Origin of the sequence: Streptomyces sp. NBC_00091 (assembly GCF_026343185.1) — a bacterium.
Lineage (GTDB): Bacteria > Actinomycetota > Actinomycetes > Streptomycetales > Streptomycetaceae > Streptomyces.
Genome location: NZ_JAPEMA010000003.1, coordinates 368,610 through 391,473, shown reverse-complemented (window position 1 = coordinate 391,473; position 22,864 = coordinate 368,610). Strand labels below are relative to the sequence as shown.

Annotated in this window: 4 protein-coding genes; all 4 read left to right on the top strand. The window is 76.6% G+C overall.

What is annotated here, in order from left to right; translation table 11 throughout:
• The first annotated feature begins 11 nt into the window (after positions 1-11).
• The 4 genes from OOK34_RS32615 (at position 12) to OOK34_RS32600 (ending at position 22,856) form a co-directional block, all read left to right on the top strand.
• A complete protein-coding gene (locus OOK34_RS32615; RefSeq protein WP_267037758.1) occupies positions 12-11,117 on the top strand; it encodes a type I polyketide synthase in 11,106 nt (3,701 codons plus the stop codon).
• Between the two features lie 32 nt (positions 11,118-11,149).
• Positions 11,150-15,850 (top strand): type I polyketide synthase, encoded by a 4,701-nt coding sequence (locus tag OOK34_RS32610; RefSeq protein ID WP_267037757.1) that lies wholly within the window; start codon positions 11,150-11,152, stop codon positions 15,848-15,850.
• 62 nt (positions 15,851-15,912) lie between these two features.
• Positions 15,913-21,648, top strand: a complete 5,736-nt coding sequence (locus OOK34_RS32605; protein ID WP_267037756.1) for a type I polyketide synthase — start codon at positions 15,913-15,915, stop codon at positions 21,646-21,648.
• Between the two features lie 11 nt (positions 21,649-21,659).
• Positions 21,660-22,856, top strand: a complete 1,197-nt coding sequence (locus tag OOK34_RS32600) for a hypothetical protein (RefSeq protein WP_267037755.1) — start codon at positions 21,660-21,662, stop codon at positions 22,854-22,856.
• Positions 22,857-22,864 lie beyond the last annotated feature (8 nt).

Genomic DNA, 22,864 nt, shown 5'->3' with positions numbered 1-22,864 from the left:
AGGGGAGAGCTGTGTCCGCTCACGACACCAACCAGGACTCCACGGGCAACGAAGCCAGGCTCCGCGAGTACCTCCGCCGCGCCATGACCGAGCTCCACGAGACCCAAGCGCGCCTGCGCGAGGCCGAGGAGCGCGGCAGCGAGCCGATCGCGATCGTGGGGATGGCGTGCCGTTTCCCGGGTGGGGTGGGTTCGCCTGAGGGTTTGTGGGATTTGGTGTCGTCGGGTGTGGATGCGGTGTCGGGGTTTCCGGGTGACCGTGGTTGGGATGTTGAGGGGTTGTTTGATCCGGAGCCGGGTGTTCCGGGGTGTTCGTATGTGCGGGAGGGGGGTTTCCTGCATGAGGCGGGGGAGTTCGATGCGGGCTTCTTCGGTATTTCGCCGCGTGAGGCGGTGGCGATGGATCCGCAGCAGCGGTTGTTGCTGGAGACCTCGTGGGAGGCGTTGGAGCGGGCGGGTATCCCGGCGTCCGCGCTGAGGGGGACGAAGGCCGGCGTCTTCGTCGGCGCCATGTACCACGACTACGGCACCGACCGGCCCGCCGCGCTCGACGACGCGGGCGGCTACGGAGGCACCGGAACCTCCGGCAGCGTGGTCTCCGGCCGCATCTCCTTCGCCCTGGGGCTGGAGGGCCCGGCGGTGACGGTGGACACCGCCTGCTCCTCGTCCCTCGTGGCCCTGCACCTGGCCGCGCAGTCCCTGCGGACCGGCGAATGCGACGTGGCCCTGGCCGGCGGCGTCACCGTCATGGCGACCCCCGGCACCTTCGTGGAGTTCTCGCAGCAGCGCGGGCTCGCCGCCGACGGCCGGTGCAAGGCCTTCGCCGACGCGGCCGACGGCACCGGCTGGGCCGAGGGCGTGGGCATGCTGCTGGTGGAGCGGCTGTCGGATGCGGTGGCGAAGGGGCACCGGGTGCTGGCGGTGGTGCGGGGCTCGGCGGTGAACCAGGACGGTGCGAGCAACGGGCTGACCGCGCCGAACGGTCCTTCGCAGCAGCGGGTGATCCGGGCGGCGTTGGAGAGCGCGGGTCTGGGTGTCGCGGATGTGGACGTGGTCGAGGCGCACGGTACGGGGACCCGGCTGGGGGATCCGATCGAGGCGCAGGCGCTGCTGGCGACGTATGGGCAGCGGTCGGTGGAACAGCCGCTCTGGCTGGGGTCGTTGAAGTCGAACATCGGGCACGCGCAGGCGGCGGCCGGTGTGGGTGGCGTCATCAAGATGGTCAAGGCGCTGGAGCACGGGCGTCTGCCGAAGACTCTGCATGTGGATGCGCCGTCTTCCCAGGTGGACTGGGAGGCGGGCGCGGTCGAGCTGTTGGCGGAGGAGCGTGACTGGCCGGAGGTGGACCGTCCGCGCCGTGCGGGTGTGTCCTCGTTCGGTGTGTCGGGCACCAATGCGCACGTGATCCTGGAGCAGGCGCCGGAGCCGGTGGTGGAGGCCGTCGAAGCGGCGCGTGAGCTGCCCGTCGTCCCGCTCGTCCTCACCGCCCGCTCCGAAGCCGCCCTGAAGGCCCAGGACGCCCGCCTGCGCGCCCGGCAGGAGCAGGACCCCGCGCTGCGCCCGCTGGACGTGGCGCTGAGCCTGGTCACCGGCCGCTCGATGCTCGAGCACCGTCGGGTGGCCCTGGGCCCGGTCACCGTGGAGGGCGTGGCCGCCGAGAACGGGCGCGTGGCGTGGGTGTTCCCGGGTCAGGGGACGCAGTGGGTGGGCATGGGTGCGGGGCTCCTGGAGTCTTCGCCGGTGTTCGCCGCCCGGATGCGCGAGTGTGCCGATGCGTTGGCGCCCTTCGTGGACTTCGACGCGGTCGAGGTGGTGCGGGAGGGGCGGTCCCTGGACCGGGTGGACGTGGTCCAGCCCGTGACCTGGGCCGTGATGGTGTCCCTGGCCGAGGTGTGGCGTTCGCTGGGCGTCGTTCCCGATGCCGTGGTCGGGCATTCGCAGGGTGAGATTGCCGCCGCCGCGGTGTCCGGAGCCCTGTCGTTGGAGGACGCGGCCCGGGTCGTCGCGCTGCGCGCCGCCGTCATCGGGCGCGAGCTGGCCGGTCTGGGTGGCATGGCCTCCCTCCCGCTGCCGCTCGCGGACGTCGAGGAGCGGCTGAAGGGCTGGACCGGCCGGCTGGGTGTCGCCGCCGTCAACGGCCCCTCCAGCACCGTCGTGGCCGGAGACGCCGACGCCGTGGCCGCGTTCGTCGCCGAAGCCGTCGCCGAGGGGATCCGGGCCCGCCAGGTGCCCGTGGACTACGCCTCGCACTCCGCGCACGTCGAGCGGATCGAGGCCGAACTCCTCGAGGTCCTCGGCCCGGTCACCCCGCGCCGCGCCACGATCCCCTTCCACTCCACGGTGACGGCCGAAGCGGTCGACACCACCACCCTCGACGCCTCGTACTGGTACCGCAACCTGCGCCGGCCGGTGCGCTTCGAGGACACCGTCAAGGGCCTGATGGCCAAGGGCTTCGGGACCTTCGTCGAATCCAGCGCCCACCCGGTCCTGACCATGGGCATCCAGGAGACCGCCGAAGCCGCCGGCGCCCCCGTACTCACCACCGGGTCCCTGCGCCGCGACGAGGGCGGCCTCCAGCGCCTCCTGACCTCCGCCGCCGAACTGTTCGTACGCGGCACCGACATCGACTGGGCCTCCCTCTTCGAAGGGACCGGCGCCCGCCCCGTCGACCTGCCGACCTACGCCTTCCAGCGGACCCACCACTGGCTGCCCGCGGGCCCCGCCGCCGCCCCCGCCGCCCGCCCCGACGGCGGGGAGGGGAGCGGGCTCGGCTACCGCGTCACCTGGAAGAGCCTGCGCTCCGACGAGAGCGCCGCCCGGCTCTCCGGCCGGTGGCTGATCGTGCTGCCCGACAACCCGGCCGGCTCCGCGAGCGCCGAACTCGCCCGCGAGGCCCTCACCGGCCGGGGCGCCACCGTCGAGACCCTCGTCATCGACCCCGTCCACGCCGACCGGTCCCTGCTGCGCGCCGCCCTCGCCGAAGCCGCCTCCCGCCGGGAGACCCCGCAGCTCAGCGGCATCCTGTCGCTGCTGGCCCTCACCGAGGGCGAGCACCCCGGCCACCCCGGCGTCCCGCTCGGACTCGCCGCCACCCTCGCCCTCACCCAGGCGGCCGCCGACGCCGGCGCCGGGGCGCGGCTGTGGGCCGCCACCCGGGGCGCGGTCGCCGTGTCGCCCGCCGAGTCCCCGTCGCCCGCCGCCGCCCAGACCTGGGGCTTCGGCCGGGTCGCCGCCCTCGAACTGCCCTCCCTGTGGGGCGGTCTCGTCGACCTGCCCGCACAGCCCGACGCCCGCGCCTACCAGCGGCTGGCCACCGTCCTCGCCACCCCCGGCGCCGACGACCAGATCGCCGTACGCCCCTCCGGCACCTACGGCCGCCGGCTCGTCCCGGCCGCCCTCGCCCCCGCCCCCGGGGCCGCCGGCCCGCGCGGCACCGTCCTGCTCGTCGGGGACCTCGCCACCGTCGGCGGGCCGCTGGCCCGCAGGCTCCTCGCCGCCGGCGCCGACCGGGTCGTCCTCGCCGCCGAGGCCCCGGCCCTCCCCGACGCGGACGCGCTCCGCGCCGGACTCGCCGGTCTCGCGGACCGGGTCACCCTCGACGCCCGCGACCTCGGCGACGACGCCGCGCTGCGCGAACTCCTCGCCCTGCACACGCCGTCCGCCGTCTACGTCGCCCCGCCGACGCCCGCGCCGACCGCCCTCGCCGAGACCACGATGGAGGGCTTCGCCGCCGCCGTCACCGCCAAGACCGGTCTCGCCGGCCGCCTCGACGCCCTGCTCGACGGCACGGAACTCGACGCCTTCGTCGTCTTCTCCTCCGTCGCCGGGGTGTGGGGCGGCGCCGGCCAGAGCGGCTACGCCGCCGGTACGGCCCACCTCGACGCCCTCGCCGAAGCCCGGCGCGGGCGCGGGCTGCCCGCCGCCTCGGTGGCCTGGACCCCCTGGCAGGGCGCCCTCACCGGCCCCGCCGCCGACCGGATGCGGCTCGCCGGCCTGGAGTTCCTGGACCCGGAGCGGGCCCTCGACGCGCTCGACGCGGTCGTGGGACGCCGGGACACGGGCATCGCCGTCGCCGACGTCGACTGGGCGCGCTTCGCCGCCGCCTACACCGCCGCCCGCCCCTGCGCGCTGCTGGACGAACTGCCCGCCGTACGCGCCCTGCGCGCGGCCGAGCAGGCCGCCGCCGGGGCCGGGCAGGGCGGTGCGGCCCGCATCGCCGGCGCCCTGCGCGGGAAGCAGGCCGACGAGCAGCGGCGCGAGCTGCTGCGGCTGGTGCGCTCGCACGTGGCGGCCGTACTCGGCCACACCAGCCCCGACGGGATCACCCCCGACCGGGCCTTCCGGGAACTCGGCCTGAACTCGGTGACCGCCGTGGAGCTGCGCAACCGGCTCCGCGAGGCCACCGGTCTGGAACTGGCGCCCTCCCTCGTCTTCGACCACCCCACCAGCGCCGCCGTCGCCCGCCACCTCCAGGAGCTGGCGTCGGGCACCGAGGAGGAGGCCGAGGAGGCGTCCGCCGCGTTCGCGGCCGCACCCGCCGGCGGGGACGCCGAGCCCGTCGCGATCGTCGCCATGGCCTGCCGCTTCCCCGGAGGCATCAACACCCCCGACGAGCTGTGGCAGCTGCTGCGCGGCGGCGGCGACGCCATCAGCACCTTCCCGACGAACCGCGGCTGGGACCTGGAGGGCCTCTACGACCCCGACCCCGACGCGAAGGGCCGTACGTACGTCCGCGAAGGCGGATTCCTGCACGAGGCCCCCGACTTCGACCCGGAGTTCTTCGGCATCTCGCCCCGCGAGGCCCTCGCCATGGACCCGCAGCAGCGGCTCCTGCTGGAAACCTCCTGGGAGGCCCTGGAGCGCGCCGGGTTCGACCCCACCGTGCTGCGCGGCAGCCGCACCGGCGTCTTCGTCGGCACCAACGGCCAGCACTACATGCCGCTGCTGCAGAACGGCGACGAGGACTTCGACGGCTACCTCGGCACCGGCAACTCCGCCAGCGTGATGTCCGGGCGGCTCAGCTACGTCTTCGGCCTCGAGGGCCCGGCCGTCACCGTCGACACGGCCTGCTCGGCGTCCCTGGTGGCCCTGCACCTGGCCGTGCAGTCCCTGCGGCGCGGCGAATGCGGGCTGGCCCTCGTCGGCGGCGCCACCGTCATGTCCACCCCCGAGATGCTCGTCGAGTTCTCCCGCCAGCGCGTCATGTCGCCCACCGGCCGCTCCCGCGCCTTCGCGGCCGGCGCCGACGGCGTCGCCCTCGGCGAGGGCGCCGGCATGCTCCTCGTCGAGCGGCTCTCCGACGCGCGGCGCCACGGCCACCCCGTCCTCGCCGTGATCCGCGGCTCGGCCGTCAACCAGGACGGCGCCAGCAACGGCCTGACCGCCCCCAACGGCCCCTCCCAGCAGCGCGTCATCCGCCAGGCCCTCGCCGACGCCGGCCTCGAGCCCCACGAGGTCTCCGCCGTCGAGGCCCACGGCACCGGCACCGAACTCGGCGACCCCATCGAGGCCCAGGCCGTCCTCGCCACCTACGGCGAGGGCCGCCCCGAGGGCGACCCGCTGTGGCTGGGCTCCGTGAAGTCCAACATCGGCCACACCCAGGCCGCCGCCGGCGTCGCCGGCGTCATCAAGATGGTCCTCTCCCTGCGCGGGGGCACCCTGCCCCGCACCCTGCACGTCGACGCACCCACCCCCCGCGTCGACTGGTCCTCCGGAGCGGTGTCCCTGCTCACCGACGACCTCGACTGGCCGCAGGGCGACCTGCCGCGCCGCGCCGCCGTCTCCGCCTTCGGCATCAGCGGCACCAACGCCCACGTCATCCTGGAGGAAGCACCCGCCGCCACCGCACCCGGCGAGGAGAGCGCCCCCGCCCCCGAAGCCGGCACCGAGTGGTGGGAGGAGGTCACCGTCCCGCTGCTGCTGTCCGCGCGCTCCGACACCGCACTGCGCGCCCAGGCGGCCCGGCTGCGCGCCGGACTCCTCGAACACCCCGGCCTGCACCCCGCCGACGCCGGATACACCCTGCTGACGGCCCGCTCCCGCTTCGAACAGCGGGCGGCCGTCATCGGCGAGAGCCGCGAGGAACTCCTCGACGCCCTCAACGCCCTCGCCCAGGACCGCCCGCACCTGGCCGTACTGCGCGGAGCCGCCGGACCCGGCGACCGGATCGCCTTCGTCTTCCCCGGACAGGGCTCCCAGTGGCCCGCCATGGCCGAGGGCCTCCTCGACCGCTCGCCCGCCTTCCGCGACAGCGCCGCCGCCTGCGACGCCGCCCTCGCCCCCTACCTGGACTGGTCCGTCATGGACGTCCTGCGGCAGGTGCCCGGCGCGCCCTCGCTCGGCCGCGTCGACGTCGTCCAGCCCGTCCTGTTCACGATGATGGTGTCGCTGGCCGCCGCCTGGCGCTCCCTCGGCGTCCACCCGTCGGCCGTCGTCGGCCACTCCCAGGGCGAGATCGCCGCCGCGTACGTCAGCGGCGGCCTGTCCCTGGACGACGCCGCCCGCATCGTCGCCCTGCGCAGCCAGGCCTGGCTGACCCTCGCCGGCAAGGGCGGCATGATCGCCGTCTCGCTGGCCCCCGGGGAACTGCGCACCCGCCTCGCCCGCTTCGGCGACCGGCTGTCCGTGGCCGCCGTCAACAGCCCCGGCACCGCCGCCGTCGCCGGAGAGCCCGCCGCGCTGCGCGAACTCCTCGACGAGCTGACCGCCGAAGGCGTCCACGCCCGCGCCATCCCCGGCGTGGACACGGCCGGGCACTCCGCCCAGGTCGACGCCCTCAAGGACCAGCTGATGGAGGCCCTCGCCCCGGTGTCCCCGCGCAGCGGCGAGATCCCCTTCTACTCCACCGTCACCGGCGGGCTCCTCGACACCGCCGCCCTCGACTGCGCGTACTGGTACCGCAACATGCGCGAACCCGTCCTCTTCGAGGAGGCCACCCGGTCCCTCGTCGCCGACGGCCACGAGGTCTTCCTCGAGCCCAGCCCCCACCCGATGCTCGCGACCTCCCTCCAGGAGACCGTCGCCGACACCGGCGCCCGCGCCTCCGTCCTCGGCACGCTGCGCCGCGACAAGGGCGGCGCCCGCTGGTTCGGCGCGGCCCTCGGCATGGCCCACGTCAGCGGCGTCGAGATCGACGCCGACGCCCTCTTCGGCACCGGCTCCCGCCGCGTCGAGCTGCCCACCTACCCCTTCCAGCGCGAGCGCTACTGGTACAACGCGCCCGCCCGGCGCGGCGACGCCGCCTCCATCGGCCTCCACGAGGCCGGCCACCCCCTGCTCGGCGGCGGAGTCGAACTCCCCGAGTCCGGGTCCGTGGTCTACACGGCCCGCGTCGGCGCCGACACCCACCCGTGGCTCGCCGACCACGCCCTGCTGGGCACCGTCCTGCTGCCCGGCGCCGCCCTCGTCGACCTGGCCCTGTGGGCCGGGCGGCAGTCCGGCTGCGGCCACCTCGACGAGCTGATCCTCCAGGCCCCCGTGGTGCTGCCCGACAACGGGGCCGTGGAGCTGCGCCTGCTCGTCACCGCCGCCGCCGAGGACGGCCGGCGCACCCTCACCGTCCACTCCCGCGAGGCGGGCGCCGCCCCCGGCTCCCCCTGGCAGCGGCACGCCGAAGCCGTCGTCGCCCCCGCCGCGGACACCCCGCCGGCCGCGCCCGCCCCCTGGCCGGCGCCCGCCGCCCGCCCCGCCGGGCGGCCCGCACCCGACGCCTTCTACGAGGAGTTCACCGCCCGCGGCTACGACTACGGGCCGCACTTCCGCGGCTTCCGCGACGGCTGGCGCGAAGGCACCGCCGTCCACGCCGAGGTCGCCCTCCCGGCACAGACCCGCGAGGCGTCCGCCGGCTTCGGCCTCCACCCCGCGCTCCTGGACGCCGCGCTCCAGGCCATGAGCCTCGGCGCGTTCTTCCCCGACGACGGCCGCGCCCGCATGCCCTTCGCCGTGCGCGGCGTACGCCTGCACGCGGAGGGCGCCGACCGGCTGCGGGTGTCCGTCACCCCCGCCGGCGCGGACGCCGTCAGCCTGCGCTGCACCGACGAGGAGGGCCGCCCCGTCCTCGACATCGCCGAACTCCTCGTCCGCACCGTCTCCGACGAGCAGCTCGCCGCCGCGGCCGGACCCGCCGGCAGCGGCAAGCGCAACGGATCCCTGTACGAGGTCACCTGGGAGCGGCAGCACACCCCCGCGGCCCCGCCCGTACGCCGCATCGCCGTCGTCGGCGAGGACCACGCCAAGGTCCTCGCCGCCCTGGAGGGCGCCGGCGGCCACGGCGACTGGTACCCGGACCTGCCCGCGCTGCTGGAGGCCGCCGCCGCCGGCGGGGCCCCCGACACCGTCGCCGTCTCCTTCCCGCACCACCCCCGGCCCGACGCCGGCGCCGCCCACGCCGTCACCCACCGGGCCCTGGACCTCGCCCAGGCCTGGCTGGACGCCGGCGACCGGCTCGCCGGCACCACCCTCACCCTCGTCACCCGGGGCGCCGTCGCCGCCGGGCCCGACGAGCACGTCGGCGACCCGGCCACCGCCACCCTCTGGGGCCTGATCCGCTCCGCCCAGTCCGAGGAACCCGGCCGCTTCGCCCTCCTCGACCTCGACCCGGCCGCCGACACCGACGGGGCCGCCCTCGGCGCCGCCCTCGCCTCCGCCGAACCGCAGCTCGCCGTCCGCGGCGCCGCCGTACGCGCCCCCCGCCTGGCCCGCCCCGGCGACGGGACCGGCCACGGCGACGCGGCGGGCCGCGCGGACCTCCTCGTACCGCCCGCCGACACCCCCGCCTGGCGGCTCGCCACCAGCGGCACCGGCACCCTGGAAGGCCTGCGCCTCGCCCCCGCCGCCGACACCCTGGCCCCCCTGGAGGAGGGCCAGGTACGGATCTCCGTACGCGCCGCCGGCATCAACTTCCGCGACACCCTCATCGCCCTCGGCATGTACCCCGGCGACCCCGTCATGGGCGCCGAAGGCGCGGGCGTCGTCACCGAGGTCGGCCCCGGCGTGAGCGGACTCGCCCCCGGCGACCGGGTCCTGGGCATGTGGACCGGCGGCTTCGGCCCCCACGCCGTCGCCGACCACCGCATGGTCGCCCCGGTCCCCGCCGGCTGGACCTACGCCCAGGCCGCCTCCGTCCCGGCGGTGTTCCTCACCGCCCAGTACGCCCTCACCCGCCTCGCCAAGGCCACCCCCGGCCAGTCCCTGCTGATCCACGCCGCAGCCGGCGGCGTCGGCATGGCCGCCCTCCAGCTGGCCCGCCACCACGGCCTCACCGTGTACGCCACCGCCAGCACCGGCAAATGGGACACCCTGCGGGGCTTCGGCCTCGCCGACGAGGCCCTCGCCAACTCCCGCACCACCGCCTTCGCGGAGGAGTTCCTCGAGCGCACCGGCGGCCGGGGCGTGGACATCGTCCTCAACTCCCTCGCCGGGGAGTTCGTCGACGCCTCCCTGCGCCTGCTGCCCCGCGGCGGCCACTTCCTCGAACTCGGCAAGGCCGACGTCCGCGACCCGCAGACCGTCGCCGCCGACCACCCCGGCACCCGCTACCAGGCCTTCGACCTGGTCCAGGCGGGCCCCGAAACGGTCGGCGAGATGCTCCGCGAACTCCTCGCGCTCTTCGAGGCGGGCATCCTCGAGCCCCTGCCGCTGACCGTCCACGAGATCCGCCACGCCCGCGAGGCGTTCCGCACCCTCAGCCAGGCCCGGCACACCGGCAAGCTCGTCCTGACCATGCCGCCGTCCTTCGGACCCCACGGCACGGTCCTCGTCACCGGCGGCACCGGCACCCTCGGCAGCGCCGTCGCCCGCCACCTCGTCACCGGACACGGCGTACGCCACCTCGTACTCGCCGGCCGCCAGGGACCCGAAGCCGACGGCGCCCCCGAACTCGCCGCCGAACTCTCCGCACTCGGCGCCCGGGTCACCGTACGGGCCTGCGACGCGGGCGAGCGCGAACAGCTCGCCGAACTGCTCGCCGCCATCCCCGCCGAACACCCCCTGACCGGCATCGTCCACACCGCGGGCGTCCTCTCCGACGGCACCCTGCCCACCCTCACCCCCGAGGCCCTCGACACCGTCCTGCACCCCAAGGTCGACGCCGTGCTCAACCTGCACGAACTGACCCGCGACCTCGACCTGTCGGCCTTCGTCCTCTACTCCTCCTCGTCCGCCCTCTTCGGCAGCCCCGGCCAGGGCGGCTACGCCGCCGCCAACGCCTTCCTCGACGCCTTCGCCGGCTACCGCCGCTCGCTGGGCCTGCCCGCCGTCTCCCTCGCCTGGGGCCTGTGGTCCACCAACAGCCGCATGGCCGGACACCTCGACCAGAGCGGCATGCACCGGCGCCTCGCCCGGGGCGGCGTCATGCCCCTCACCGACAGCGAAGGCCTCGCGCTCTTCGACGCCGCCCAGGCCGTCGACAGCCCCCTCCAGGTCCCGATCCGGCTCAACCACGCGGCCCTGCGCGCCGCCGGGCCCGTCCCGCCCTTCCTCAGCACCCTCGTCGGCGCCACCGACCCCCAGGGCGGCACCGGCCGGCAGAGCGGCCCCGCCGCCGAGACCCTGGCGGACAGGCTCGCCGGCCTGCCCGCCGACGAGCAGGAGGAACTGATCCTCGAAGCGGTACGGGCCCACGCCGCGGCCGTACTCGGCCACGGCGGCCCCGAGGGCATCACCGTCGACCGGGCCTTCAAGGAGCTCGGCTTCGACTCCCTCACCGCCGTCGAGATGCGCAACCGGCTCGCCGCCGCCACCGGGCTGCGCCTGGCCGCGACCCTGGTCTTCGACCACCCCACCCCGGCGGCCCTCGCCGGACACCTGCGCCGCGCACTCGCCCCGCAGGACGACACCCCGCCGGCCCCGGCCGCCGCGGACGCCCGCGCGACCTCCGTCATGGCGGAACTCGACCGGCTGGAAGCCCTCTTCGGCGCCCTGACCGGACAGGCCGCCGCCACCCCGGACGAAACGGCGCACAAGGAGATCGCGGGCCGCCTCGCCGCCCTCACCGGCCTGTGGAACGGCATCGGAGGCACCACCGGCCCCTCGGACCCGGGCGACCCGGTGTCCGTCGCCGAGTCCATCGAGGACGCCGACGACGACGAGATCTTCGCATTCATCGACGAGCGGTTCTGAACCGCCGCACAGCACGTGACGGGTGACGAGACATGGGACACGAAGAGAAGCTCCGCGAGTACCTCAAGCGGGCCACGACCGAACTGCACCGCACCAGCGAACGCCTCAAGGAACTGGAGGCCCAGGCTCACGAGCCGATCGCGATCGTCGGCATGGCCTGCCGCTTCCCCGGCGGCGTCAACACCCCCGAAGCCCTCTGGGAGCTGGTGTCCACCGGCACCGACGCCGTCTCGCCGTTCCCCGGCGACCGCGGCTGGGACGTCGAGGGCCTCTACGACCCCGACCCCGACGCGGCCGGCCGCTCCTACTGCCGCGAAGGGGGGTTCCTCGACGCCGCCGGAGCCTTCGACCCGGGCTTCTTCGGGATCTCCCCCCGGGAGGCCGTGGCCATGGACCCCCAGCAGCGACTGCTGCTGGAAACCTCCTGGGAGGCCCTGGAGCGGGCCGGCATCGACCCCCGCTCCCTGCACGGCTCCCGCACCGGGGTCTTCGTCGGCGCCTGGGACGGCGGCTACACCTCCGGCGTCCACGAGCCGTCCGCGCAGCTCGAGGGCGACCTGCTCACCGGCAGCGTCGTCAGCTTCACCTCCGGCCGCATCTCCTACACCCTCGGCCTCGAGGGCCCGGCCGTGACCGTCGACACCGCCTGCTCCTCCTCGCTGGTCGCCCTCCACCAGGCGGCCCAGTCGCTGCGCCGCGGCGAATGCGACCTCGCCCTGGCCGGCGGAGTCACCGTCATGTCCACCCCCGCCGTCTTCGTCCAGTTCTCCCGCCAGCGCGGAGTCGCCGCCGACGGCCGCTGCAAGGCCTTCGCCGACGCCGCCGACGGCTTCGGCCCCGGCGAGGGCGCCGGAATCCTGCTCGTGGAACGGCTCTCCGACGCCGTACGCAAGGGCCACCGGGTGCTGGCCGTCCTGCGGGGCTCGGCCGTCAACCAGGACGGCGCCAGCAACGGGCTCACCGCGCCCAGCGGCGCCGCCCAGCAGCGCGTCATCCGCCAGGCCCTCGCCGACGCCCAGGTCACCGCCGCCGACGTGGACGCCGTCGAGGCGCACGGCACCGGCACCAAGCTGGGCGACCCGATCGAGGTCCAGGCCCTCATGGACACCTACGGCAGCGCGCGCGTCGCCGGACAGCCCCTGTGGCTGGGGTCGTTGAAGTCCAACATCGGGCACGCCCAGGCCGCGGCCGGTGTGGGCGGCGTCATCAAGATGGTCAAGGCCCTCGAGCACGGGAAGCTCCCCAAGACCCTGCACGTGGACGCTCCGTCCGCGCAGGTGGACTGGGAGGCGGGCGCCGTCGAGCTGCTGACCGAAACCCGGGAGTGGCCGCAGAGCGGCCGCCCGCGCCGGGCGGGCGTGTCCTCCTTCGGCGTGTCGGGGACCAACGCCCACGTGATCCTGGAGCAGGCGCCTGCGCCGGCGCCGGTGGACGAGGCCGCCGGGCCGGTGCGCGAGCTGCCCGTCGTACCGGTGGTGCTGTCGGGCAGGTCGGCGGCCGGGCTGCGCGCCCAGGCCGAACGGCTGCCCGCGGACCTGCCGCTGCTGGACGTCGCGTACTCGCTGGCGACCACGCGGTCGGTGTTCGAGCACCGCCGGGTGGCCCTGGGCCCGGTCACCGTGGAGGGTGTGGCCGCCGCGAACGGCCGTCTGGCGTGGGTGTTCCCGGGTCAGGGGACGCAGTGGGTGGGGATGGGTGCGGGGCTGTTGGAGTCCTCGCCGGTGTTCGCCGCCCGGATGCGCGAGTGTGCCGATGCGCTGGCGCCCTTCGTGGACTTCGACGCGGTCGAGGTGGTCAGGGAAGGCCGCTCGCTGGACCGGGTGGATGTGGTCCAGCCCGTGACCTGGGCCGTGATGGTGTCGCTGGCCGAGGTGTGGCGTTCGCTGGGTGTGGTGCCGGATGCGGTCATCGGGCATTCGCAGGGTGAGATCGCCGCCGCCGCCGTGTCCGGAGCCCTGTCGTTGGAGGACGCGGCCCGGGTCGTCGCGCTGCGCGCCGCCGTCATCGGGCGCGAGCTGGCGGGGCTGGGCGGGATGGCCTCCCTTCCGCTGCCGCTCGCGGACGTCGAGGAGCGGCTTAAGGGCTGGACCGGCCGGCTGGACGTGGCCGCCGTCAACGGCCCGTCGAGCACGGTCGTGGCCGGTGATGCCGACGCGGTGGCCGCGTTCGTCGCCGAAGCCGTCGCCGAGGGGATCCGGGCGCGTCAGGTGCCGGTGGACTACGCCTCGCACTCCGCGCACGTCGAGCGGATCGAGGCCGAGCTGCTGGAGGTGCTCGCGCCGATCGTCCCGCGCCGTCCGGAGGTTCCCTTCTACTCCACGGTCACCGGCGGCCTGCTCCGCGAGCCCGCCCTCGACACCGCGTACTGGTACCGCAACCTGCGCCGGCCGGTGCGCTTCGAGGACACCGTCAAGGTGCTGCTCGCCAAGGGCTTCGGCACCTTCGTGGAGTCCAGCGCCCACCCCGTCCTGACCATGGGCGTCCAGGAGACCGCCGACGTGCTCGCCGTGGGTTCCCTGCGCCGCGACGAGGGCGGGCTGGAGCGGCTCCTGACCTCCGCCGCCGAGCTGTTCGTACGCGGCACCGACATCGACTGGGCCTCCCTCTTCGAAGGGACCGGCGCCCGCCGCGTCGACCTGCCGACGTACCCCTTCCAGCACCGCCACCACTGGCTGGAGCCCTCCGCCCCCGCCGCCGCCCGGGCCGTCGCCGAGCCGGCCGGGATCGACGCCTGGCGCTACCGCACCACCTGGAAGGCCCTCACCGGGGCCGACGCCCCCGCCGTGCTCGACGGGCCGGTCCTGCTGGTGGTCCCCGCCGGGCTCGAGACGGCCCTCGCGGACGCCGCCCTCGCCGACGCCGCCGAGACCGCGCTCACCCGCCACGGGGCCCGTACCGAACGGCTCACCGTCGACGCGGCCACCGTGACCCGTACCGAGCTGGCCGCCGCCCTGGCCCCGTACACCGGCGTCACCCGGGTGCTCTCCCTGCTCGGAGCCGGCGAACTCCCGCACCCCGCCCACCCCGACCTGCCCCTCGCCGTCACCGGTACCGCCCTCCTCGCCCAGGCCGCCGCCGACGCGGGCCTCACGGCCCGGCTGTGGACCGTCACCCTCGGCGCCACGGCGGTCTCCCCGGGCGAGGTACCCGAGTCCGCCGGGGCCCAGGTCTGGGGCCTCGGACGCGGTATCGCCCTGGAGCAGCCGCTGCTGTGGGGCGGCCTCGTCGACCTCCCCGCCGCCCCCGATGACCGCGCCTGGCAGCGCCTGGTCCGCGCCCTGACCGCCCCCGGCGGCGAGGACCAGATCGCCGTACGGCCCTCCGGCATCTACGGGCGCCGGCTCGTCCCGGCCGGCAGCACCCCCACCCGCCGTACGTACACCCCGCGCGGCACCGTCCTGGTCACCGGCGGCACCGGAGCCCTCGGCGCGCACGTGGCCCGCTGGCTCGCCGGAGCGGGCGCCGGGCACCTCGTCCTCACCGGCCGGCGCGGCGCCGCCGCCCCCGGCGCCGAGGCGCTGGCCGCCGAACTGCGCGCCCTGGGCGCCGAGGTGACCGTCGCGGCCTGTGACGTCTCCGACCGGGCCGCGCTCGCAGCCCTCCTGGAGGCCCACCCGCCGACCGCCGTCTTCCACACCGCCGGCATCCCGCACTCCGAGGCCTTCCTCGACACCGGCACCCCCTCCTTCGCCGACGTGTACGCCGGCAAGGTCGCGGGCGCCCGCCACCTGCACGAACTCACCAGCGCACAGGGCCTGGAACTCGACGCGTTCGTGCTCTACTCCTCCGGCGCCGGAGTGTGGGGCAGCGGCGGCCAGAGCGCCTACGGCGCCGCCAACGCCGCCCTGGACGCCCTCGCCGGACAGCGGCGCGCCCAGGGCCTCACCGCCACCTCCGTGGCCTGGGGCCTGTGGGGCGGCGGCGGTATGGGCGAGGGCGCGGGCGAGGAGTTCCTCAGCAGCCGCGGGCTGCGCACCATGGACCCCGTCCAGGCCGTGCGGGCGCTCGGCCGGGCCCTGGACCGCGAGGACGTGTGCGTCGCCCTCGCCGACATGGACTGGCCGCGCTTCGCGAAGGGGTTCACCGCCTTCCGGCCCAGCCCGCTCATCGGCGAACTGCCCGGCGTACGCGAGGCCACGGGCGCCGGGGACGACACGCGGCCGGCCGACGACGACGGCCTGCCCGGCCGGCTCGCCGCGGCCGATCCCGCCGAGCGGTACGAGATCGCCCTCGACCGGGTGCGCCGCGACGTCGCGGCCGTCCTCGGCCACGCCGGACCCGAGGACGTCGACCCCGAAGGGGCCTTCAAGGACATCGGGTTCAGCTCCCTCACCGCCGGGGAGCTCGCCCAGCGCCTCAGCGCCGCCACCGGCCGCAAACTGCCCCCGACCCTCGTCTTCGACCACCCCACGGCCTCCGCCGTGGCCGGCCACCTCCTCGAGCTCCTCACGCCCGAAGGCGGTACGGGCGGCCGGGACCCGGAGGAGGCCCGGATCCGGGCCGCGCTGGCGGCCGTACCGCTGGACGTGCTCCGCGGGGCGGGACTGCTGGACACCCTCCTCGCGCTCGCCCCGCAGGCCGGGGCGGAGTCCGCGCCCGAGCAGGGCTCAGGCGGCGGCACGTTCGATGGGGGCCACAGCGGCGGCAGCGAAGGTGACGACGCCCTCGACCGCATCGACGGACTCGACGCGGAAGCGCTGATCGAGCTGGCCCTGCGGGACTCCGCCGCCTGACCTCCCCGCCGCCCCCGTCCCCGCCCCGCCGGCCCCGCCCCACCCAGAGAGGGATCCCACCGATGGCCATGTCCTCCGAAAAGCTCATGGAGGCGCTCCGCACCTCGCTGAAGGAGAGCGAGCGCCTGCGCAAGCTCAACCGGGAGCTGGCCGAGGCCGCGCACGAGCCCGTCGCGGTGGTCGGCATGGCCTGCCGCTACCCCGGCGGGGCCGACTCGCCGGAGGGCCTGTGGGACCTGGTGGCCGCCGGGCGGGACGCCATCGCCCCCTTCCCCGAGGACCGGGGCTGGGACCTGGACGGGCTCTACGACCCGGACCCCGAGTCGCAGGGCACCACGTACTGCGACCGGGGCGGGTTCCTCGCGGGCGCGGGGGACTTCGACGCCGCCTTCTTCGGCATCTCGCCCCGCGAGGCCCTCGTCATGGACCCCCAGCAGCGGCTCCTGCTGGAGGCCTCCTGGGAGGCGCTGGAGCGCACCGGCCTCGACCCGCGCTCCCTGCGCGGCACCGGCACCGGCGTGTACGTCGGCGCCGCGCACGCCGAGTACGCGACCGACCTGGACCGGATCCCGGAAGGCTCGGAGGGCTACCTGCTGACCGGCAGCGCGGACGCCGTGCTGTCCGGCCGGATCTCCTACGCCCTGGGCCTGGAGGGGCCCTCCATGACGGTGGAGACGGCCTGTTCCTCCTCGCTCGTCGCCCTGCACCTGGCGGTGGCGGCGCTGCGCCGCGGCGAGAGCTCCCTGGCACTGGCGGGCGGGGTCGCGGTCATGCCCGACGCGGCCGCGTTCGTGGAGTTCTCCCGGCAGAAGGGGCTGGCCGCGGACGGCCGCTGCAAGGCGTTCTCGGCGGACGCCGACGGCACCGGCTGGGCCGAGGGCGTCGGCGTCCTCGTCCTGGAGCGGCTCTCCGACGCCCGGCGCCACGGCCGTACCGTCCTCGCCGTGATCCGCGGCTCGGCCGTCAACCAGGACGGCGCCAGCAACGGCCTGACCGCCCCCAACGGCCCCTCCCAGCAGCGGGTCATCCGCCAGGCCCTCGCCGACGCGGGCCTCGAGCCGCACGAGGTCGACGCCGTCGAGGCCCACGGCACCGGCACCCGCCTCGGCGACCCCATCGAGGCGCAGGCCCTGCTCGCCGTCTACGGCAAGGACCGGCCCGCCGAGCGGCCGCTGCGGCTCGGCTCGCTCAAGTCCAACATCGGCCACGCCCAGGCCGCCGCCGGCGTCGGCGGCGTCATCAAGACCGTCCAGGCCCTGCGCCACAGCCTGCTGCCCAAGACCCTGCACGCCGAGGAGCCCACCCCGCACGTCGACTGGTCGGCGGGCGGAGTCCGGCTGCTCACCGAGGCCGTGCAGTGGCCCGCCGGCACCCGGCCGCGCCGGGCCGCGGTCTCCGCCTTCGGCGTGGGCGGCACCAACGCGCACGTCATCCTGGAGGAGGCGCCGCCCGCCCCGGCGGCGGAGCCCGCCGGGCCGGCCGTGCCCCTGCCGCTCGTGCCGTGGTTCGTCTCCGGCCGCACCGAGGCCGCGCTGCGCGCCCAGGCCGGCCGGCTGCGCGAGCACCTCGCCAGCGCCGCCCCGCACGCCACCGACATCGGCTACTCCCTCGCCGCCACCCGCACCGCCTTCGAGCACCGGGCCGTGATCCTCGGAACCTCCTACGGGGAACTCGCGCGCGGCCTCGACGCCCTCGCCGACGGGGCCCCCTCCCCGGCGGTGGTGCGGGGCGTGCGCCGGCGGGACGCCAAGACCGCGTTCCTCTTCACCGGGCAGGGCAGCCAGCGCCCCGGCATGGCCCGCGAACTGCGCGCCGCGCACCCGGTGTTCGCCGAGGCGCTGGACGCCGTCGCCGCCCGCCTCGACCCGCACCTGGAGCGGCCGCTCGCCGCCGTCCTCGACGCCGTGCCCGGCAGCGGGGACGAGGAGCTGCTGCACCGCACCCAGTACGCGCAGGCCGCCCTGTTCGCCGTGGAAGTGGCCCTGTTCCGGCTGCTGGAGCACTGGGGCATGCGGCCCGACGTGCTCCTCGGACACTCCGTCGGCGAGATCGCCGCCGCGCACGTGGCCGGCGTACTCGACCTCGACGACGCCTGCGCCCTCGTCGCCGCCCGCGGCCGCCTGATGCAGGCCCTGCCGGCCGGCGGCGCGATGCTCTCCGTACGGGCCGCCGAGGACGAGGTGCGCGCCCTGCTGGCCGAGCACCCGGGCGCGGCGGACCTCGCCGCCGTCAACGGCCCCCGCTCCGTGGTCGTCTCCGGCACCGAGGAGGCCGTCGGGGCGATCGGGGCCCGGCTGGCCGAGCGGGGCCGGAAGACCAAGCGGCTCACCGTCAGCCACGCCTTCCACTCCCCGCTCATGGACCCCATGCTGGAGGAGTTCCGCGCCCTCGCGGACCGGCTCACCTACCGCGCCCCCCGCATCCCCGTCGTCTCCAACGTCACCGGGCTGCGCGCCACCGGCCAGGACCTGCGCACCGGGGCCTACTGGGCCGGCCACGTCCGCTCCGCCGTCCGCTTCGCCGACGGGGTGCGCACCGCCCGCGAGCTGGGCGCCGTCACCTTCGTCGAACTCGGCCCCGACGGGGTGCTGTGCGCCATGGCGGAAGAGGTCCTCGCGGGCTCTCCCGGTTCCCCCGGCTCCTCGGGCTCTCCCGGCTCCGCCGGTGACGAGGAACCCGCGCTGGTCCCCGTACTGCGCCGCGGCCGCCCCGAGGCCGAGACCCTGCTGCGCGCCGTCGCCGTAGCCGCCGGCCGGGGCGCCGCGCTGGACCGCGCCCGCCTCTTCGGCGGGTCCGGCGCCCGCCCGGCGCCGCTGCCCGTGTACGCCTGGCAGCACCGGCGGTTCTGGATCGCGCCGACGCCCCGGGGCCGCTCCGGCGCCGCCGCGGCGGCCGGCGGGATCGGGCGCTACCAGGTCGCCTGGCAGCCGCTCGCCGAGGCGGCCGGGGGCCGGCTCACCGGGACCTGGCTGCTCATCGAGCCCTCGGCCGACGCCGCTTCGGCCGACGCCCCCTCGGCCGATCCCGCTTCGGCCGATCCCGCTTCGGCCGACGCGGCCTTCGCCGATGCCGCCGAACGGGCTCTGACGGCCCTCGGCGCGCGGGTCCACCGGGTGGCCGTCGACGCCGACCGCGCCGACCGGGCCGGGCTGGCCGCGCTGTTCGACGTACGCCCCGGCGAGGCCGAAGGTGACACAGCCCGGACTTTCCAGGGCGTCCTCTCCCTCCTGGGGGCCGATGATCGGGAGCAGCCCGCGACCGGCGCCGTGCCCGCCGGAGTCCGGGCGACCCTGTCCCTCGCCCAGGCCATGGAGGAGAAGTCCGTGACCGCCCGCCTCTGGTGCGCGACCCGGAACGCCGTGGCCGTCACCCCCGGCGAGCGCCCCCGGACCGCGGCCGCCCAGCTGTGGGGCCTCGGCCGGGTCGCGGCCCTCGAACTCCCCACCCTGTGGGGCGGCCTGGCCGACCTGCCCGAGGACGCCGACGACCAGGACTGGCGGGCCCTCGCCGCCGCCCTAGGCGGGGCCGAGGACCAGATCGCCGTCCGCCGCGGCCGCCCGTACGGGCGCCGGCTCGCGCCCGCCGCCACGCCCCGCCCCGAGCACCCGTACCGCCCGAGCGGCACCGTCCTGGTCACCGGCGGCACCGGGGCGCTCGGCGGCCACCTCGCCCGCCGGCTCGCCGCCGAGGGCGCGTCCCACCTGCTGCTCGTCGGCCGGCGCGGCCGGCAGGCCCCGGGCGGGCAGGCGCTGGAGGCCGAACTGCTCGCCCTCGGCGCCAAGGTGACCTTCGCCGCCTGCGACCTCGCCGACCGGGACGCGCTCGCCGCCGTCCTCGCGGAGGTCCCCGCCGACGCCCCCCTCACCGGCGTCTTCCACGCGGCCGGCGTCCCGCAGGTCGGCGCGCTGACCGACACCGGCCCCGACGCCTTCGCCGAGGTGTACGCCGGGAAGCTGGCCGGCGCCCGCCACCTGGACGAACTCACCCGCCCCCACGGCCTGGACGCCTTCGTCCTGTACTCCTCGGGCGCGGGCGTCTGGGGCAGTGCCGGGCAGTGCGCGTACGCGGCCGCCAACGCCGGGCTCGACGCCCTCGCCGTCAGCCGCCGCGCCGAGGGCCTGCCGGCCACCTCCGTCGCCTGGGGCCTGTGGGGCGGCGGCGGCATGGGCGAGGGCGAGGGAACGGAGTACCTGCGGCGCAGGGGAGTGCGGCCCATGGACCCCGGGGCGGCGCTCACGGAACTCTTCCGCGCCATCGCCGCCGGCGAGGCCACGGTGACGGTGACCGACACCGACTGGCCCCGCTTCGCCGAAGGCTTCACCGCCTACCGCCCCAGCCCCCTGATCACCCCCCTCACGCCTGCGGGCCCGGGCCTCGCCTCGGGCCCCGGGCCGGGCTCCGGTTCCGGCGCTGCCTTCGGCACGGGCCCCGGGCCGGGCACGGGCTTCGGTTCCGGTACCGGGTTCGGCCACGGCCCCGGGGGGACCGCCACCGGCGACGGACCGGGCGAGCTGCGTCGCCGACTGGCCGGCCTGGAGGCGGGTGAGCGCCGGGCCGCCGTGCTCGGGCTGGTCCGCGACGAGGCCGCCGCCGTACTCGGGTACGCGGACACCGACGAGGTCGGGGCGGACGCCCGCTTCCTGCTCATCGGCTTCGACTCGCTGGCCGTCACCCAGCTGCGCCGCCGCCTCACCGCCGCCACCGGACTCGCCCTGGCCCCCGAGGCCCTCTTCGACCACGACACCCCGGCCGCACTCACCGGCCACCTCCTGGAACTCCTCCAGGACCCCGAACACCTCGCCGCCCCGGCCGGCTCCGCCGACACGGCCGAAGGCCTCCGGGCCGGCGAGGGCACGCTCGCCGCGCTGTACCGCGGCGCGGTCGGGGAGGGCAGGGTCGCGGAAGCGGTCGACGCCCTGGGCGCCCTGTCCGCCCTGCGCCCCGTCTTCACCCGCGACCGGCCCCACCCGGTCACCCCGGTCCACCTGGCGGAAGGCCCGGCCGACCCTGCGGCCGGCCTTCCGGCTGCCGGCGGCTCCGGCGGGGCGGCGGGTCACCCCGCCACCACCGGTGACCCCGGCGGCCCCGCCGGGCACCCGGCCGCCCCCGCGGGAGCGGCCGGCGACGGGCTGCTCCTCATCGGCTGCGCCGGGACCGCCGCCGTGTCCGGGCCCATGGAGTTCGCCGCGTTCGCCGCGGCCCTGGCCGGGCGGCGGGACGTCGCCGCGCTGCCGCAGCCCGGGTTCCGGTCCGGCGAACCGCTGCCGGACTCCCTCGAGGCGCTGTGCGCGGCGCACGCCGAGGCCGTCGAACGCCTCGCCGCCGGCCGCCCGTACGCGCTGATCGGCCACTCCGCCGGCGCCAACACCGCCCACGCGCTCGCCCGGCACCTGGAGCGCCGCGGCGCGGGCGGCCCCGCCGCCCTCGTGCTCGCCGACATCTACACCCCCAGCGCGCCCGGAGCCATGGGCGTCTGGCGGGATGTCATGCTGCGATGGGCGATGGACCGCACCCCTGTTCCCCTCGACGACACCCGGCTCACCGCCATGGGCGCCTACCACCGAATCCTCCTCGACTGGACACCGGAGCCCACCCGCGCCCCGGTCCTGCACCTGCGCGCCACCGAACCCATGGCCGCGTGGACCGACCCCCGCGAGGACTGGCGATCCGCCTGGGACACCGCCCACACCGTCACGGACGTCCCCGGCAACCACTTCACGATGATGACCGAGCACGCCCCGGCCACGGCCCGCGCCGTCGACGCCTGGCTGGACGCACTGCCCGGCAGCACCCGATGACGAGGAGAAACATGACCTCCGAGCTGCTGACCGAGGGCCCCGGCCAAGGCACCGCCCGCCGCGCCCGCAGGAACCAACTGACCCGGGCCGCCCAGTGGTTCGCGGGCATCGAAGCCGACCCCTACGGTCTGGTCCTGCGCGCCGGCACCGAGGAACCCAACGCGGCCGAGGAGAAGCTCCGCGCCCTCGGCCCGCTCCACCACAGCACCCTGCTCGACACCTGGGTCACCGCCGACCGCGCCGTGGCCCAGCGGATCCTGGACGACCCCGCCTTCGACGGGACCGGCCCCGCCGACGAGACCCCCGGCGGGGACCCGCTGCCCTTCCGCAGCGCCGTCCTCACCCTCAGCCGCGCCGAAGCCGCCCCGCTGGCCGCGCTCACCGCCTTCGGCGGACCCCTGCTGTGGGCCGAGGACGCCGCGTGCGTGGAGAAGCGGGCCGGCACGTGGTCCCGTACGCTCCTGGCCGGCCTCGGCGAACGCTTCGACCTCGCCGAGGACTTCGCCCGGCGCCTGACCGGACCGGTACTCGCCGAACAGCTCGGCCTGCCCGAAGCCGCGCACGAGACCTTCGCCCGCCTCCTGCCCGACTGCCGGTACGCCCTCGACGGCATGCTGTGCCCCCAGACCCACGCCACCGCGCTGGCCGCCGAGGCGGCGGAGAGCGCCATGGACGCCCTCCTCGCGGACGCCCTGTACGAGTCCACCGCCGACACCGTGCGCGCCGCCCGCATCCTCGCGCTCAGCGCCGCCGAACCCACCGCCGTCCTCATCTCCCACGCCGTCCGGGACCTGCTCGCCGAGCCCGGCGCCTGGCAGGCCCTGGCCGCCGACCCCGGCGGGGCCGGCGCCGCCGTCGAGCGGACCCTGCGCACCGCGCCCCCGGTACGGCTGGAATCCCGGACCGTCCGCACTCCCGTCACCCTCGCCGGCACCGAACTCCCGGCGGGCGCCCGCGTCAGCATCCTCGTCGCCGCCGTCAACCGCGACCCGCAGGCCGCGCCGCACGCCCCGCCCTTCGGCCTCCCCGCCGACCTGCACTTCGGGCTCTCCGCGCACCTGATCGAGGCCATCGCCCGCGCCGCGCTGCGCGTCCTCGCCGAGACCCTCCCGGGCCTGCGCACGGCCGGCGACCCGGTGACGCGGCTGCGCTCGCCCGTGCTGCGCGCCCCGGCCCGCCAGCCCGTCGCCAAGAACGCCAACGCCTGAACCGGACA